The organism is Klenkia soli, from assembly GCF_900103975.1.
Lineage (GTDB): Bacteria > Actinomycetota > Actinomycetes > Mycobacteriales > Geodermatophilaceae > Klenkia > Klenkia soli.
Map to the genome: position 1 here is coordinate 73026 of NZ_FNIR01000015.1, position 15990 is coordinate 89015.

The 15990-nt window shown below is 77.7% G+C and carries 13 protein-coding genes; 6 read left to right on the forward strand and 7 right to left on the reverse strand.

Translation table 11 applies throughout. The features are described 5' to 3' along the window. Positions 1 to 48 precede the first annotated feature (48 nt). A complete protein-coding gene (locus BLS67_RS20605; protein WP_131801806.1) occupies positions 49 to 1341 on the forward strand; it encodes a S8 family serine peptidase in 1293 nt (430 codons plus the stop codon). A gap of 66 nt (positions 1342 to 1407) precedes the next feature. Here BLS67_RS20605 and BLS67_RS20610 read toward each other — a convergent pair whose 3' ends face one another. From BLS67_RS20610 to BLS67_RS24225, 5 genes are all read right to left on the reverse strand, one after another. After that, a complete protein-coding gene (locus BLS67_RS20610) occupies positions 1408 to 1707 on the reverse strand; it encodes a WXG100 family type VII secretion target (RefSeq protein ID WP_091249295.1) in 300 nt (99 codons plus the stop codon). Positions 1708 to 1721: 14 nt separating this feature from the next. Further along, the gene (locus BLS67_RS20615; RefSeq protein ID WP_091249298.1) at positions 1722 to 2063 is read right to left on the reverse strand and encodes a WXG100 family type VII secretion target; all 342 of its coding nucleotides are present in this window, start codon (positions 2061 to 2063) and stop codon (positions 1722 to 1724) included. A 141-nt stretch (positions 2064 to 2204) separates the two neighbouring features. After that, positions 2205 to 3641, reverse strand: a complete 1437-nt coding sequence (gene eccB, locus BLS67_RS20620) for a type VII secretion protein EccB (protein WP_091249302.1) — start codon at positions 3639 to 3641, stop codon at positions 2205 to 2207. 7 nt (positions 3642 to 3648) lie between these two features. Next, positions 3649 to 5043: a type VII secretion integral membrane protein EccD gene (gene eccD / locus BLS67_RS20625; protein WP_207500768.1), complete on the reverse strand. Its 1395-nt coding sequence runs from the start codon at positions 5041 to 5043 to the stop codon at positions 3649 to 3651. Then, entirely contained in the window at positions 5040 to 5498 is a 459-nt protein-coding gene (locus BLS67_RS24225; protein WP_207500770.1) for a hypothetical protein, read from the reverse strand. Before BLS67_RS24225 ends, eccD begins: the two co-directional genes overlap by 4 nt. A gap of 23 nt (positions 5499 to 5521) precedes the next feature. Here BLS67_RS24225 and eccCa point away from each other — a divergent pair, with 23 nt between their 5' ends. The 5 genes from eccCa to BLS67_RS20645 all read left to right on the forward strand — a co-directional run bounded on the left by eccCa (position 5522) and on the right by BLS67_RS20645 (position 14754). Next, positions 5522 to 9574 carry a type VII secretion protein EccCa gene (eccCa, locus tag BLS67_RS20630; protein ID WP_242654238.1) on the forward strand — a complete coding sequence of 1351 codons (4053 nt, stop codon included), beginning with the start codon at positions 5522 to 5524 and terminating at the stop codon, positions 9572 to 9574. 96 nt (positions 9575 to 9670) lie between these two features. Then, the gene (locus tag BLS67_RS20635) at positions 9671 to 10612 is read left to right on the forward strand and encodes a hypothetical protein (RefSeq protein WP_091249307.1); all 942 of its coding nucleotides are present in this window, start codon (positions 9671 to 9673) and stop codon (positions 10610 to 10612) included. 31 nt (positions 10613 to 10643) lie between these two features. Then, positions 10644 to 12545: a hypothetical protein gene (locus BLS67_RS24835; protein WP_109504773.1), complete on the forward strand. Its 1902-nt coding sequence runs from the start codon at positions 10644 to 10646 to the stop codon at positions 12543 to 12545. Further along, a complete protein-coding gene (locus tag BLS67_RS20640) occupies positions 12542 to 14050 on the forward strand; it encodes a type VII secretion protein EccE (protein ID WP_109504774.1) in 1509 nt (502 codons plus the stop codon). The genes BLS67_RS24835 and BLS67_RS20640 overlap by 4 nt, the downstream gene beginning before the upstream one ends. After that, the gene (locus tag BLS67_RS20645; RefSeq protein WP_091249310.1) at positions 14047 to 14754 is read left to right on the forward strand and encodes a hypothetical protein; all 708 of its coding nucleotides are present in this window, start codon (positions 14047 to 14049) and stop codon (positions 14752 to 14754) included. The genes BLS67_RS20640 and BLS67_RS20645 overlap by 4 nt, the downstream gene beginning before the upstream one ends. A gap of 6 nt (positions 14755 to 14760) precedes the next feature. On the opposite strand, the gene BLS67_RS20650 is transcribed toward BLS67_RS20645, so the two are convergent. Both BLS67_RS20650 and BLS67_RS20655 read right to left on the reverse strand, forming a co-directional pair. Then, positions 14761 to 15144, reverse strand: coding sequence for a hypothetical protein (locus tag BLS67_RS20650; protein WP_131801807.1), 384 nt, complete (start codon positions 15142 to 15144; stop codon positions 14761 to 14763). Then, the gene (locus BLS67_RS20655; protein ID WP_091249316.1) at positions 15141 to 15983 is read right to left on the reverse strand and encodes an SseB family protein; all 843 of its coding nucleotides are present in this window, start codon (positions 15981 to 15983) and stop codon (positions 15141 to 15143) included. Before BLS67_RS20655 ends, BLS67_RS20650 begins: the two co-directional genes overlap by 4 nt. Between the last annotated feature and the right edge of the window lie 7 nt (positions 15984 to 15990).

Genomic DNA, 15990 nt, shown 5'->3' on the forward strand with positions numbered 1-15990 from the left:
ACACCCCGCGACGGACAGTGGTCGCGGCCCAGCCGATCGGAGGACGAGGTGACCCTGCCCGGTCGGCTGCGCATCGCTGCTGCGGCACTCGTCGCGGCGACCGCGACAGTGGGCCTCGGCGGGCCGGCACGGGCTGCGCAGGTGTGCGCCCAGCCCCCGGCCCCCGACTCCCCGCAGGCGGCGGTGCCGTGGGCCCAGCAGGCCTGGGACCCGGCCGGGCAGGTGTGGCCGTTCTCGACCGGCTCGGGGGTGACCGTCGCCGTCCTCGACACCGGGGTGCAGACGTCGAACCCCCAGCTGTCCGGGCGGGTGACCGCCGGGGTCGACCTGGTGGCGTCGGGCACCGCCGACGTGGACTGCGTGCCGCACGGCAGCGGGCTGGCCGGGATCGTGGTGGCCGGGCAGCAGGCGGGCACCGGTCTCCGCGGGCTGGCCCCGGATGCCCAGGTCCTGCCCGTGCAGGTCGTCGACCGGGCGGTCACCGAGCCGACCGGCACCCCGGCCGACCCCGGCCTGGTCGCCGCCGGCATCGGCACCGCGGTGGCCGGCGGGGCGCAGGTCGTGCTCGTGGGCCCCGTCGGGTACACCGACGACCCACGCCTCGCGGCGGCCGTGCAGCAGGCGCTGGACGCCGGTGTGGTGGTGGTGGCCGGGGTCGGCGACGGCCACGACGCGGAGCGCGACGGCGAGGGGCCCACCGCCGGCTCGGCGACCCCCTACCCGGCCGCCTACCCCGGGGTGCTGGGCGTGGCGGCCGTCGGCACCGACGGCCTGCGCACGGACACCTCGCAGGTCGGGGACTACGTCGACCTCGCCGCGCCCGGTGCCGACGTCGTGTCCACCGGCACCACGAGCCAGCAGGTGTACCAGGGCACGGCCTTCGCCGCGGCGTTCGTCGCGGCCACCGCGGCCCTGGTGGTCGCCGAGCCGGGGCTGGTGCCGGCCGGTGCCGACCGGCCGGCCGCGGTGCAGGCCCGGCTGCAGGCCACCGCGTTGCCGGCGCCCGCCGCGAGCGGGTACGGCGCCGGGCTGCTGTCGCCAGGTCGGGCCGTGACCGAGGACCTGGCGTCGTCGCCGCCCCGGCAGGACGCCGGCTACCAGCCGCCCCCGACCGACGCCGCGGCCGCCGCGGCCGAGGTCGCCGCGGCGGACGCCGCCGACCGCTCCGCGTGGTGGGCGCTGGCCGCCGGCGCCGTCGTGCTGGTCTCCGTGCTGGCCGGCACCCTGCTGCGGCGGGCCCGCGGGCGGCGGTGGCGCACCGGCCGGGCCGCACCTCCCCCGCGCGAGGCCGAGCCCGAGGGCTTCATCCCCGCCAGCGCGCTGTTCGACCCGCCCCGCTGACCCCGAGGACGCGACGGGCCGCCCCGGGGAGTACCCGGAGCGGCCCGTCGATGCCGGTGGTGCAGGTCAGGCGCTGACCACGCCGACGTTGGTCTGCTCGGTGCCCTGCGACGTGTCGGCCGCGGAGTTCAGCCCGTTCACGAAGGCCTGGAGGGCCTCCTTGATGCGGGTCGAGGCGCCGGTCCACTGCTCCTGACGGGCCCGGTAGGCCTCCTGGGCGTCGCTGTCCCAGGTGCCGATCAGGTTGTTGATCTGGGTGTTCAGGTCGGCGAGCTGGGAGTCCATCGTCGCGACGGTGCTGCTCACCATCGACGCGGCCTCCTGCTGCTGACCCCAGTTGACCCGGTACTGGTCGCCACCACTCATGTCTGCTCTCCTCCTCAGACGCCGGTCAGGCCGGCGGTGATGCCGGTCGTCTGGCTGTTGACGGTGTTCATCTGCGACTGCTGCTGCTCGTCGGAGCTGGTGTAGTTGGCCGCCGCGGTGTTCACGTCGGTGCTGATGCCCAGCAGCGCCTGGTTCAGCTTCTTGGTCTCCTCGGAGACCGTCTGCGTGGTGGTGGTGAACGCGGTGCCACCGCGGCCCAGCCAGGTCGACTGCAGCGTGCTGAGGTTGTTCATGAGGCTGCTGATCGCGGCGGTGAGGCTCTGCGAGACCTCTTCGGCCCGGCCGGCGAACTGCGCCATGACCGCCGCATCGGTGGTTGTCTGCTGTCCTGCCATGCCGTTCTCCTCGTCTGCGAATGGGTGCTCGGTCGACGTCCCGGCGCCGCCCGGGGGCACCGCCGATCACGGAACCTACCGGTCCGCCCGCGATGCCGCCGAACGGTGCGCCCCACCTGTGGACGACGGAACCCCCGCCGATCAGGCCGCAGCGCGCGCCGCGGCCTCGGACAACGCGGGGCCCGGGGCGATCCGGGCGACCAGCTGCTCGGGCAGCGGGACGGCTGCCGCGGCGTCGTAGCCGAGGTCGGCCGCCTCCACCGGCGAGGGCACCGGGTACGCCCGCCCCTCGTCCGTGACCAGGAACAACGCCCCCGACGACGCCTCGGCCGAGGCCCGCGCCGACACCAGGGCACCGCGGCCCGGGGGGACCACCACGAGGTCGGCCAGCGCCGTGCCCGTGCTCGTGGCACCGGGCCCGAGCACACCGCCGGCGAGGTCGACCCGGGCGCCGACCCGGACGTCGTCCGGGTCGCCGCCGTCGGCGAACCCCGCGCACAGCGTCTCGTCGGAACCGGCCACCTGCGCGGGGGTGGGCAGCACCGCGGGCGGGTCGGCGGGGTCGGCCTCGGGCAGCTCGACGCTGTCGACCCCGGTCACGTCGACGGCCGACAGCTCGAGCGGGGTGGGCTCGCCGCCGCCGTAGGCCTGCTGCGCGGTGGACGGGTCGGCCAGCAGGATCCGCGCCTGCACCTCGGTGATCTCGACGACCCGGTCGAGGTCGACCTGGTACCACTGCGCGCTGTCGCCACCACCGTCGCCACCGCCGACCCGGCCCACCTGGCCGACCAGCGCCCCGGGCACCGCGGTGGAGGGGACGCCGCGGCCGGCCACCGGCTCGGGCTGCAGCGGCTGACCGGCCGGCAGCCCCGACAGCCAGGCGGAGCCCACCTCGACCTGCGGGACGTCGCGCAGCGAGAGGGCCAGCAGCACGGCGTCCTCGTCGACCACGAGGTGGTGCCGGCCGCGCCAGACCAGCTGCAGCTCGCCCGTGCCGCGGTCGCGGACCAGCAGCACGTCGTCGCCCAGGGAGCGCCCGCCCCCGGCCCCGCCGCCGACCAGCAGCGCGGTCAGCGGGACCGACTCCCCGCTGGCCGCGCTGACCGGCGCCGAGCACAGCGTCCACGGGTCGGTGAGCAGGTCGTCGGCGGCCGGCAGGGCGTCGGGGGCGCCGTCGATGCCCAGCCGGGGCCCCCGGAGCACGCCGTCGAGCGAGGCCGAGGACACCGACACCACCTCGGTGGACCGGGTCAGCAGGGCCGCCGAGGCGAAGTTCGCGACCTGGTGCAACCGCATCGTGCCGTCGTCGTCGGGCAGGTAGACGAACCGGGTGCCGGTCTCCTCCTCGACCACGACCGCCCCCGCGGTCTGCCAGGTGCTGTTGCCCCCGGGGTTGATCACGCCGATGACGCCGACGACGGCCAGCACCAGGACCGCGACCATCACGCTGCCGAAGGCGGCCCCGCCCATGCGGCGCACCGGCGACTGCAGCGGGTCGCTCTCGCGCAGCACGAGTCCGGCCACCACCCGCTGGGTGAGGAACTGGTAGCTCTGGAAGAGGTCCCGACGGCTGGCCACGACGTGCTCAGCCGTAGAGACCGCGGACGTAGCCGTACAGCCCGGCGACCAGGCAGGCCACGGGCACCACGGCCAGCACGACCAGCACGTCGAGCACGTCGGCGACCCGGCCCAGGTACGGGCTGGGGGCTCGGTCCTGGAACCGGAGCAGGGCGACCAGGGCGGCCAGGGCGAGGACGACGAGCGCCGGCACCAGGTAGCGCAGCTGCTGCGCCGCGTCGAGGGCGAGCGCCGCCAGCACCAGCAGCACGACCCCGCCCAGGCCGGTGGCCACGAGCGGGAGGCGGTGCCGCGACGCCGGGAACAGCCGGGACCGCAGCAACCCGCCGACGGCGACCAGGGCGACGAGGACCAGGCCCGCGCGCCCGCCGTCGGCCACCAGCACGACCCCCGCGGCCAGGGCGGCGACGGCGAACCCGGCGAGCAGCCCGGTCAGCAGCTCGTCGGCCCTCCGCACCCGGGCCGCCACCCGCGAGCGCGGCACCTGCGGCCCGTCGGCCAGGAGGTCCTCGGTGGTGGACGGCAGCAGCGGCATGGGCACCTTGCCGAGCCGGACCGAGAGGATCGGCAGGGCCGGCACCAGCACGACGGTCAGCGCGGCCACCAGCGCCGCGGCGGACAGGGCGTCGACCGCGTCGGTGAGCGCGGCGGCCGCGGCGACGGCGCCCAGCAGACCCAGCGCCGCACCCGCGACCGGCCCCTCGGCGGACACCGAGACCGCGGCCAGCACGACCAGCGACACCGCCACCAGCGCCAGCGCGCCGGCCAGCCACTGCCAGGGCCCCAGCGTGGCCAGCGGCTGCGCGCCGAGGCCCACCACCAGGGCCCCGCCGGCCGCGGTCAGCTGGGCGACCGTGCCGAACGGGACGGCCGCGCCGGCGTCGCCCACCGCCCGGGCGAGCAGCACGGCCGCCACCAGGGCCACCACGGCCAGGCCCAGCAGCACCCCGCCGGCCCGGCCCCAGTCCTCCGGCCCGGTGCCGGCCGTGACCAGGGCGGCCAGCACGAGCCCGACGACACCGGTCGCGATGCCGGCCCGCCGGGTGGCGGCGCTGCCCCAGCTGCGGCTGCGGTCGCGGGCGCTGCGGGCGATGGCGTCGACGACGTCGTCGTAGTCCAGCTCGGGCCACTGCTCGCGGCTGGGCACCAGGTGCAGCACGTCGCCGTCGCGGACCTCCTGGGCCGCCAGCGAGCGGTCGGGCTCGACCGACGAGCCGTCGGGCCGGCGCAGCACCCAGCCGCCCTGCTCCTGGCCCAGGTCGGCGAGCTCGTCGCCGGCGTGCCGGAGCAGCATCGGCAGCAGCTCGGCGACGGCCACGCCGTCGGGCAGCGCGACGTCGACCCGCCGCGTGGGGGCGGCGACGGTGACCCGCGCCAGCCCCTGGCCGACCGACCGGGTCACGACGCGGGTTCGACGAAGACGTCGACCCCGTCGGGGCCGGCCGACAGGGTCGCGGTGACCGTTCGGGTGCCGTCGGAGGCCGTGTACAGCAGCTCGTTCTCGACGTCGGTGGTGTAGCCCAGGGCCGGGAGCGCCTCGCGGTAGAAGTCGATGCCCTGCTCCTTGTCGATGCCGTCGATCTCGACCTTCCACTTCCCGTCCTGGACGGTGGGCTCGCCCGGGGTGAGCCCCGGGGGCACCGGGATCGTGCCGCCGCCGAACTCGTCGGGGACGGCGATCGTGTCGTAGTCGGCGGTGGCCGTGCCCGACGAGCCCGACGAGCCCACGGCCGAGGAGGACGCGGCGGGCGGCGAGGCCGGGGCCCCGTCCGCGTCGTCGGAACCGCCGCACCCGGCCAGCAGGAGGGCCGACGAGGCGACGGCGAGCAGTGCTCCGGTACGGCGGCGGTGGCTCAACGGGTCTCCTGGGCTCGGGGCGGGTGACGTGGTCCGGGCGGCCCATACGATACGGCCGGGCCTCCCCACCGCCGGGGCAGCCGGGCGAGGAGGGCCGAGACCTGAGCACCGTCGTCGTCCGTCGCCGTCCGCGGCGGGACGCCCCCGAGCTGCCGGCCGGCGAGATCGTGCTCGACCCGCCGCCCGAGCTGCCCGCCGAGGCCGGCCGCAAGTGGTCGCAGATGCTGATGGTGCTGCCCATGCTGGCCGGCGCCGGCGCGATGGCGCTGCTGTTCACCAGCGGCCGCGGCGGCCCGCTCGGCTACGTCGCCGGTGGCCTGTTCGGCGTCTCCGCCCTCGGCATGGTCGCGATGGGCTTCCTCAACGGCGGCGGGCCGGGCAAGAAGGAGATGGCCGGACGGCGGCGGTCCTACCTGCGCCACCTGTCCCTGCAGCGGCGCTCGGCCCAGCGCGCGGCCGACCAGCAGCGGCGGGCGATGCTCTACCGGCACCCCGACCCCGACCAGCTGTGGACCACCGCCGCCAGCCACCGGCTGTGGGAGCGGCGCGCCGACCACGCCGACTTCGGCGTGGTGCGCATCGGGCTGGGCCCGCAGGCGCTGGCCACCCCGGTGGTGCCGCCGCAGACCGGGCCGCTGGACGAGCTCGAGCCGCTGTCGGCCGGGGCGCTGCGCCGGTTCGTGCTCACCTGGTCGGCCGTGCCCGACCTGCCGGTCTCCATGGCCCTCAACGGGTTCGGCCGGGTGCACGTGCTGGGGCCGGTGGAGCAGCAGCGCGCGCTGGCCCGGGCGGTGGTCGCCCAGCTCACCACCCACCACAGCCCGGACGACGTCCTGGTCGCCGTGTGCTCCGGCACCGACCGCCGCGACGCCTGGGAGTACGCGAAGTGGCTGCCGCACGCCCAGCACCCCGAGCGCTCCGACGCCCTGGGCCGGGTGCGGCTCATCGCCCCCACGCTGCCGGCGCTGGAGGCCCAGCTGGACGACCTGGTCGCCGCTCGTCCGCGGTTCAACCCGAGCGGACCGGTCACGACCGTCGGCGGCCCCCACGTGCTGGTCGTGCTGGACGGCGGCGAGACCGCCGGCTCGGACCACCTGGCCAGCGAGGGCGGGGTCGAGGGCGTCACGGTGCTGGACCTGTCCACCCCGCCGTCCCGGCTGCTGGACCGCGGCACGCTGGTGCTGGAGGTCACCGCCGACGGCCGGCTGACCAGCCGCACCACCGACGGCGAGGTCGAGCTCGGCCGGGCCGACGGCCTCTCCCCCGCCGCCGCCGAGTCGCTGGCCCGCCAGCTCGCCCCGCTGCGGCTGTCCGCGGGCGCCGTCGGCGAGAAGGCGATGACCGCCACCACCGACCTGGCCGACCTGCTGGGCATCGGCGACCCCTTCGCCTTCGACGTCTCCAGCGGCTGGGCCCCGCGGCCCAACCGCGACCAGCTGCGGGTGCCGATCGGCGTGGGTGCCGACGGCGCCCCGCTGGAGCTGGACCTCAAGGAGAGCGCCCAGGACGGCGTCGGGCCGCACGGGCTGCTCGTCGGCGCCACCGGGTCGGGCAAGTCGGAGCTGCTGCGCACCCTCGTCCTCGCTCTGGCCTGCACGCACGACTCCGAGACGCTGAACTTCGTGCTCAGCGACTTCAAGGGCGGGGCCACGTTCACCCGGCTGGACCGGCTGCCGCACACCTCGGCGGTCATCACCAACCTGGCCGACGAGCTCCCGCTGGTCGACCGCATGACCGACGCCATCAACGGCGAGCTGGTCCGGCGGCAGGAGCTGCTCCGCTCGGCCGGCAACTACGCCTCGCTGCGCGACTACGAGCGGGCCCGGCTCTCGGGCGTCCCGCTGGCTCCCCTGCCCAGCCTGCTCATCGTCTGCGACGAGTTCAGCGAGCTGCTCAGCGCCAAGCCCGACTTCATCGACATGTTCGTGCAGATCGGCCGGGTGGGCCGGTCGCTGGGCGTGCACCTGCTGCTGGCCTCGCAGCGCCTGGAGGAGGGTCGGCTGCGCGGCCTGGACACCCACCTGTCCTACCGCATCGCCCTGCGCACCAACTCGGCGATGGAGAGCCGCGTGGTGCTGTCGGCACCCGACGCCTTCGAGCTGCCCCGCGCGCCCGGGTTCGGCTACGTCAAGTTCGGCACCGACCCGCTCGAGCGCTTCCGCGCCGCCTACGTGTCGGGCACCTACCGCCGGGCGTCGGCGGCCCCCGACCTCGGGCCGTCGTCCGGCCCGGCGGTGCTGGCCTACGAGTCCTCCTACGTCGCGCCGGCCCTGCCGGTGCCCGGCGAGGACGACACCGCCGGCGCCGCCGACGTCCCCGACCCCACCGAGGTCGACACCCTGGGCGAGAGCCTGCTCGACGTCCTGGTCGACCGGCTCGAGGGCCAGGGCACCCCGGCGCACCAGGTGTGGCTGCCGCCGCTGCAGGAGCCGCCCACCCTCGACCAGCTGCTGCCGCCGCTGGTGTCCGACCCGGTCCGCGGTCTGACCGTCGACAACCCCGACCTGACGGGCACCCTGCGGGCGCACGTCGGCGTGGTCGACCGCCCCGCCGAGCAGCGCCGCGACCCGCTGGTGGTCGACCTGACCACCAGCGGTGGCCACGCCGTGGTCGTCGGCGGCCCGCAGAGCGGCAAGAGCACGCTGCTGCGGTCGATGGTCACCTCGCTGGCGCTCACCCACACCCCGCGCGAGGTGCAGTTCTACTGCTTCGACTTCGGCGGCGGCGGGCTCGGCGCGCTGCGCGGGCTCCCGCACGTGGGCGCGGTCGCCGGTCGCAACGACGTCGCCGTCGTCCGGCGCACCATCGCCGAGCTGCGCGGCCTGCTGGCCACCCGCGAGGCCCGGTTCGCCCGGCTGGGCACCGAGAGCATCACGGCCTACCGGCGGTCGCTGCGGGCCGGTCGGGTGCCCGACGACCCGTTCGGCGACGTCCTGCTCGTGGTCGACGGGTGGTCCACCATCCGCGGCGAGTTCGAGGACCTCGAGCCGCTGGTCACCGACCTGGCCACGCGGGGGCCCTCCTACGGCCTGCACGTGGTGGCCGCCGCGTCGCGGTGGCTGGACCTGCGGCCCGCCGTCCGCGACCTGTTCGGCACCCGCCTGGAGCTCCGCCTGGGCGACACCTCCGACTCGATGATCGACCGCCGCACGGCGACCAACGTGCCCACCGGCACCCCCGGCCGGGGCCTCGAGCCGGGCAAGGCGCACATCCTCACCGCGCTGCCCCGCATCGACGGCGAGCAGACCGCCGACGACCTCGCCGCCGGCCAGGCCGACCTGGTCGAGCGGGTCGCCGAGGCCTGGACCGGTGCTGCCGCCCCCGCGGTCCGGCTGCTGCCCGACCACGTCCTGCACGAGGAGCTGCTGGCCGACCCGAACCGCGGGTTCGCCGTCGGCATCTCCGAGGACGACCTGTCCACCGTGCACCTGGACCTCTCCGGTGACCCGCACCTGGTGGTCTTCGGCGACGCCGAGTCGGGCAAGAGCGCGTTCCTGCGGTCGTTCGCGCGCCGGATCGGCGAGCAGTGCACCCCGCAGGAGGCCCGGATCGTCGCGCTGGACTACCGGCGCAGCCTGCTGGGCGCGATCAGCCCCGAGCACCTGCTGGCCTACGGCACGTCCGGCCCCACGGCCACCACGATGATCGAGGAGATCACCGGGGTCATGCGCAGCCGGCTGCCCGGCCCCGACGTGACCACCGAGCAGCTGCGCAACCGGAGCTGGTGGACCGGCCCCGAGCTGTACCTGCTGGTCGACGACTACGACCTGGTGGCCGGCGGCGCCCCCAACCCGTTGGCGCCGTTGCTGGAGTTCCTCGCGCAGGGGCGCGACGTCGGCCTGCACCTGGTCCTCACGCGCCGCAGCGGCGGCGCCGGGCGCGCCCTCTTCGAGCCTGTGCTGCAGCGGCTGCGCGAGCTGGCCAGCCCCGGCATCGTGCTGTCGGGCAGCCGCGAGGAGGGCGCCCTCGTGGGTGCCGTGCGGCCCGGCCCCCAGCCGCCGGGCCGCGGCTGGCTGGTCACCCGGCGCGGGGGCACGCAGCTGGTCCAGCTGGCCTGGGCCGAGCCGACCGCCTGATCCCCGGGGGCCCGGCGCCGGGTGGCGGGACCGCGCCGTCCCGTTAGCATGGCTGACCGACGCCGCCGCCCGGCGCGGCCGACGCGAGGAGGGCACGTGGCCGAAGGCACCGACGTCACCCTGGACTCCGTCCGCGAGTTCGCCACGGCGATGGGCACCGAGGGCCTCGAGGTGCTGAGCGACGCATCGGCCCACATCGGTCCGATCTCGGCGGCCTCGGTGGGCCTCAGCGGGGTCACCGGTGCCGGGTCCGCCCAGGCGCACTACGCCCAGCTGGCCCAGTCGCTGACGATGTTCCTCGTCGACACCGGCAACAACGCCCAGGCGCTGCGCAACGTGGCCACCCTGGTCGCCTGGAACTACCAGCACGGCGACACCAGCCAGCAGGCGCAGATGAACAGCGTCAACTCAGCGCTGAACCCCGCCCCGGGCACCGAGACCATCCTGAGCGAGCAGGCCGCGCAGCAGGCCGCGGCCGCGGCCGAACAGCGCCGCCTGGCCATCCTGGCCCGCCGCACCGGCGAGGACCTCACCCCCGCGGGCACGCCCTACGTGACCGCCAGCGGGGTCACCCTCACCGGCCCCCAGGCCGACGCCGCGCGCGCCGCGGCCGCCGCCAACGCGCAGAACCAGCCGGCCACCGGCGCGGGGCCGGCCGGCCTCACCACCGCCCAGCGCATGGCCCTGGTCCGCTCCACGATCGAGAACCACCAGGAGGAGGTCCGGCAGGCCAGCGCCACCCGCCAGGTCACCGGCTACGACGACTACGGCAACCCGGTCTACGGGTACGTCGCGCCCGACAGCTACCAGCAGTCCAGCGGCGCCGGCGAGGAGAACACCAGCACCGCCGCCGAGTACGAGGAGGCCCAGGAGTGGGCCGCCCAGGAGCGGGACGACGGGTACCACGCGACGGTGACCGTCGGGCAGGACGGCGAGGTCCACCGCGAGACCGATCGGCCGCCGGCGGCGTACAACGACTACACGTCGTCCACGGGGACGACCTACACGCCGTACTCCTCGCCGAGCGTGGGCGGCTGATGTCCACCGGCTCCGCCACGGGGTCCTGACCGTGGTCCTGGACGGCGGCGGTGGGGGCGGCGCTGCGTACTACGACGTCGACGACGTCGAGGCCGGCACCGAGCGCAACTTCAACACCCTCGACGTGACGAGCATGTACCAGTTCGTCATGATGGAGAACCCGGGGTCGTTGACCGCGGCGGCCGACGGCTGGTCGTCCACGGCCGGGGTGCTGCGGGGCCAGGCCGCACTGCTGCGGCAGAAGGGCACCACCCTGGCCGAGGGGTGGACCTCCGAGGCCGCGGAGGTGTTCCAGGGGCGCATCACCGAGTCCGCGCAGAGCCTGGACAGCTGGGCCCGGCTGGCCGACGGCGCCAGTGCCGAGCTGACCGACCTGGCCGCGGTGGTCACCACGGCCATGAACGACATGCAGCGGATGTTCAACGACTACAGCAACGCCGTGGCCGCGGCCGAGCGCGAGGACAACGCCGGCCTCGACGCGAAGGACTTCGGGGAGTTCTTCACCGGTACCAACCGGGTCACCGAGAAGGCCCAGGAGCACGCCGAGAAGATCCGCCGCGAGGTCATCGAACCGCTGGCCACCGCCTACTCCCACGCCTCGGGCGGGCTGCGGCCCTACGGCACGGTCTTCCAGGGCCCCGTCGACGCCCCGACGGTGACGCCCGAGCAGATCGCCGCCCTCGCCGGCCTCGAGCCCCCGCCCACGCCCGGCGGCGGCCCCGCACCGGCCCCCGCACCCGGCCGCGGACCGGCCCCCGCGCCCGCCCCCACCGCCGGCCCGACGGCACCGCCCACCACCGCCCCGCCGCCGGCCACCCCGCCGACCGCCACCCCGACGACGGCCGCACCCACGGCCGCACCGACGGCGCCCGCCGTGCCGCCGGCAGCCGTCGCCAGCGTCGCCCCCGCGCCGCCCGCACCGCTGGCACCACCCGGCACCGGCCCCTCGGCCCCGCCGGGCGCACCCGTCTCCGCGTTCGCACCTCCGCCCGCGGTGCCCCCGGGTGCCGCCGGGTCCGTGGGTGGTGCCCGCCCGGGCGCACCGGCCGTCCCTCCCTCCACCCGCGGTGCCGGTGGCGGCCTGCCCGGCGCACCCACCGCGGCGCCGGGCTCGCCCGCCCAGCTCGCCGGACGCGGTGCCGGGCCGGCCGCACCGCCGTCGGCGGGCGCGGGCAGCGGCGGCGCTCCCCAGCTCCCCGGCCGCGGTGGCCCGACCTCCGCCTCGGGTGCCCGGCCGTCGTCCCCGCCGACCCTGGGTGGGCGCCGCACCGGTGCACCAGGCAGCCCCGGCGAGGCCGGGACGCCTCCTGGGCGTGCCGCGCAGCCACCGGGTGCGCCCGGCGGCCGGGCCGGCGCGCCGGGCCGTCCGTCCTCCCCGTTCGCCCCGCCCCGCGCGCCCGGCGCCGAGGGGCTGGCCGGTCGCCCCTCCGGGCCCGGGGGCACCCCTGCCCGGCCGGCCGCGGGGCCCGAGGGGCGCAGCACCCGATCGCCGGGCGTGCCGGAGAGCCTGCAGGGCTCCCGGGGCCCGTCGGCGCCGACGACCCCGCCGGGGGCCGGCGGCCGCGCCGGCGGCCGTGGGCCCGGCACCCCGCCGTCCACCCGCGGGTTGTCCGGTCGTCGCACCGCCGGGGCGGCGGGCAGCCCCGAGACGCCGTCGTCCACCCGGTCCGCGCTGCGCCGCGGGCTGGAGGGCCGCGGTCTCCCCGAGCCGGGGTCCCGCACGGCCGCACCCCGGTCGGGCGGACCGGGCCAGGGCGCCCCCCGCCCGCCGACGCGCACCCGGCGCCGCGAGGAGGAGCAGGAGACGCGCGCGCCCGAGACGGTGGGCGACGCCGAGCTCTTCGACGTCGAGGACGCCGGCACGGGCGTCGTCCAGCGGCCCGCGGAGCGGCAGGTCGGGCCCTCGGGTCCGGCCCTGGGCCGGCAGGGGTGACCCCGCCCGAGCACCCGCCGACCGGCCCGCGCGCCGCGGCCGCCCGCCCCGCCCCGCTGCCCCCGCCGCCGGCCTCGGCCGCCTACGCCGAGCGCCCCCTGGCCGTGCCCGCCGCTGCACCCGCGCACGCCGCACCCGGTGCGCCCGCACCCGCCGCCGACGCCGGGTGGGCCGGCACCGCGGCCGCCGGGCAGGACCTCGCCGGTCGCGGGGCCACCTCCGCCCGGGCGACCGTGGGTGGGCTGGCCACCGCTGCCCCCGACGCCGCCGTCCGCGCGGCAGCCGCCGCGCAGGCCCGGGCCAGGGCCGCCGCCGAGCGCGAGGACGGCGCTCCGCTCGCCGCCGCCGGTGCTGCCCGTCGCCGCCCCACCCCCGGTGACCCCCGGCCGCGGCGCCGGACGCGACCGGGCGGCCTGCGTCCGGGGCAGGTGGTCGCGGTCGAGGTGGCGCTCGTCGCCGGGCTCGTCGCCCACCGCCAGCCGTGGCCGGTGCTGCTGCCCGTGGCGGTGGCCGTGGTCCTCGTGCTGGGTCTCGCCCTGGCGCGGTGGTCCGGGAGGTGGGCCTACCAGTGGGCCGGGCTCCGGCTCCGGCACGGCGTCGCGCGCCGCCGCCGGGAGCTGCCGGCCGACGCGACGCTCCCCGGGACCGCCGACGCGCTGCTCGACGCCGTCGTGCACGGCGGGTGGCTGGACCAGCTCGACCTGGACGGCGTGCCCGCCGCGCTGTGGGTGCACGAGGGCGGGCTGTCGGTCGCCGTCGAGGTCACCGCCACGGCCGACCGGCCCTACCTCACCCGGTCGACCGCGCTGCCCCCCATCACGTCGCTGCTGCCGGCGGCCGACGAGGGCGGCACCCGGTTCACCCTGCAGGTCCTGGAGCAGACCCACCCCGCCGGGCTCGGCGAGGGGCCGGCGGCGCTGTCCTACCGCGAGCTGACCGGTGGTGCCGTCCCGGCCGCGACCCGGTGCTGGGTGGCCCTGCAGGTGCTCCGAGGTTCCGACGACGAGACCGCGGACCTCCGCACCGACCTGACCAACGCCGCGCGTCGGGTGGTCCGCCGGTTGCGCAAGGCCGGCGTGCGGGCGGTCCCGCTGGCCCCCGAGGACGCCGTGACCGGGCTGCTCGGGCTGCTCGGCGACGCGCCGGCGCCCCCCGGCGCGGCGACGCGCGAGCGGTGGGCGAGCTGGTCGGCCGGGACCCACCGGTGCGTGACCGCCGCCCTGGACCTCCCCGCCGACCACGCGGACGACCTCCCCGCCGCGCTGGCCGAGCTGCGCGGGCGCGCCCGGGCGTCCGGGGTGACCACCATGCTGGCCGTGGCCGCCCGCCGGGGCGACGACGGCGTCGTCGACGTCCAGGTCACGCTGCGCGCGGCGCTGCCCGGCGGCACCGACCTGCCGGCCGGGCTCACCGGACCGGTCGGTCGCGGCGTGCTGCGCCGGCTGGACGGTCAGCAGCGGTCCGGGGTGGCCGCCACCCTGCCGCTGGGCGGGTTCCTGCGGTGAGCGGCGAGCCCGGCGCCGTGCCGGTCCCGGCCCTGGAGGTGCTGCGCACCGGGGCGACCGCGGCCGCCGCCGTGCAGACCCTGGTCGGCGGCGGCGGTCTGGTCGTCGGGGTCGACGGCGCCGGCGCCCCGGTGGTGGTCACCCTCTTCCGGCCCGAGCCGACCGCGGCGGTCTGCCTCGGTGGGCTCGGCCTGGTGCAACGGCTGGTGCTGCGGGCGATGGCCCTGGGGGCCGCCGTCACGGTCGAGTCCGACCGGCCCTCGGCCTGGACGGCGCTGGTCGGGTTGGCCGGGGGCGACGGGCAGGTCGCCGTCGTCCCGCACGACCGGGGTCGGCTGGCACCCGCCGGCGACGAGCCACCCGGCACCCCGGGCCGACCGCGGTTGCTGGTGCTCGACGGCGACGCCGCGGCGACCGGCGACACCCGCCGGGCCGGGCGCTGGTCGGCGGTGCTGACCTGCGTGGACGGCACGCAGGAGTGGGGCCGCGCGGCGCTGGCCTCGGCCGACGTCGTCGTCTCGCGGCCGCTGTCCCGGACCGAGGCGCGGCAGCTCGGCCGCGTGCTGAACCTGGACGAGTCGGCGCTGCGGTCGACCGGCGACGACACCCTGCTGCTGGCGTCGCGGGCCGGGGTGGTGCAGGTCCGGCACACCGCGACCGGTGTCGAGCAGTGGCTGGTCGGGGCCTCGACCGGCCGCGGCTGAGCCCGCTCACACCTGCACGGGGGTCTGCTCCTCACGCACGCCGCGCACCTCGTCGGCGGGGACCCAGCGGTGGAGCACCCCGCGGTCGACGACGGTGAACCCCAGCTCGCGGGCCCGGCGGTCGTCGTCGCCGAGGGCCTGCAGCAGCAGCTCGCCGGCGCGCTCGCCGACCACCGCGCAGTCCACGCCCCGCCAGCTGCCGACCCGGCGCAGGTGCACCAGCACCTCGCAGCCGGCCAGGGGCAGCTCCCGCACCCACTCGTCGTCGGCCGGCCCCGGGACGAAGCCCGGGCGCTCGTGCGCCGAGAGCAGCCACACCCACCACCCGTCGGCGCGCAGCTCGGGGGCCGCGCGGTGCTCCTCGCCGTCGACCCGCGCCCGCCAGCTCACGCCGACCCCCGGGCCGGTGCCGGCACGACCAGCCGCCACCGACCGTGCAGGGCGTCGTAGCGGGCCCGCTGGGTCTCCGCGCCGTGCCGGTCCAGCTCGACCAGCGCGGCCCCGTGCGGCAGCGCGACCTGGTCGACGCGGTACTCGCGCACCGGGGTGGTGCGGCCCGGTCCCAGGCCCATCGTCGCCCGGGGCACTCGGTACAGCGCGGCACCCAGCGCCGGCCACCGCAGCAGGTGCACCGAGCCCTCGTCGGTGACCAGCGCGAGCTCCTCGTCGGACCGGCCGAGCGCGCGCAGCAGGACCGTCGGCGCACCCACGTGCTCGAGGTCGGCGGTGCGCTGCAGGTGCCCGGAGACCCGGGTGCCGGGTTCGCGCAGCAGCGGGTCGAGGCCGGCGAGGGGGACCAGCTGCTGCACCCACACCACCTGGTCCGGGGCGGCGGCCTGCTCGGCGTCCAGGTCGGGGGCCAGCAGCCGGGAGACGGTGCCCGGTTCCAGCAGCAGCGGGTAGGGGGTGCCGAGGTCGACGGCCAGGCCCCACCGGACGTCGGGCCAGTGCAGCACCAGCTCGACGAACGAGGCGACCTGCCAGGGCCCGTCCGGCCCGGCCGCCCCCATCGCGGCCGCCATCGCCGCGGGCGAGGTCCACACGGTCACCCAGTCGTGGCCCTCGTGGTGCACCACCGGCCACGGCGCGGAGCCGTCCGCGCTGGCCGGGACGGCGAGGTCGGCGCCGCGCAGCAGCGCCAGGCGGCCGGCGTCGTCCCCGGACTCCGCGGCGAAGGCCCACAGGTCGGCGAAGGGGACGTCGTCGGCCAGCGGCTGGTCGTCGTCCATCGCTGCC

Coding starts and splice junctions, on each gene's coding strand:
- BLS67_RS20610 (WP_091249295.1), bottom strand. CDS start 1,707: ATGAGTGGTGGCGACCAGTACCGGGTCAACTGGGGTCAGCAGCAGGAG.
- BLS67_RS20615 (WP_091249298.1), bottom strand. CDS start 2,063: ATGGCAGGACAGCAGACAACCACCGATGCGGCGGTCATGGCGCAGTTC.
- BLS67_RS20655 (WP_091249316.1), bottom strand. CDS start 15,983: ATGGACGACGACCAGCCGCTGGCCGACGACGTCCCCTTCGCCGACCTG.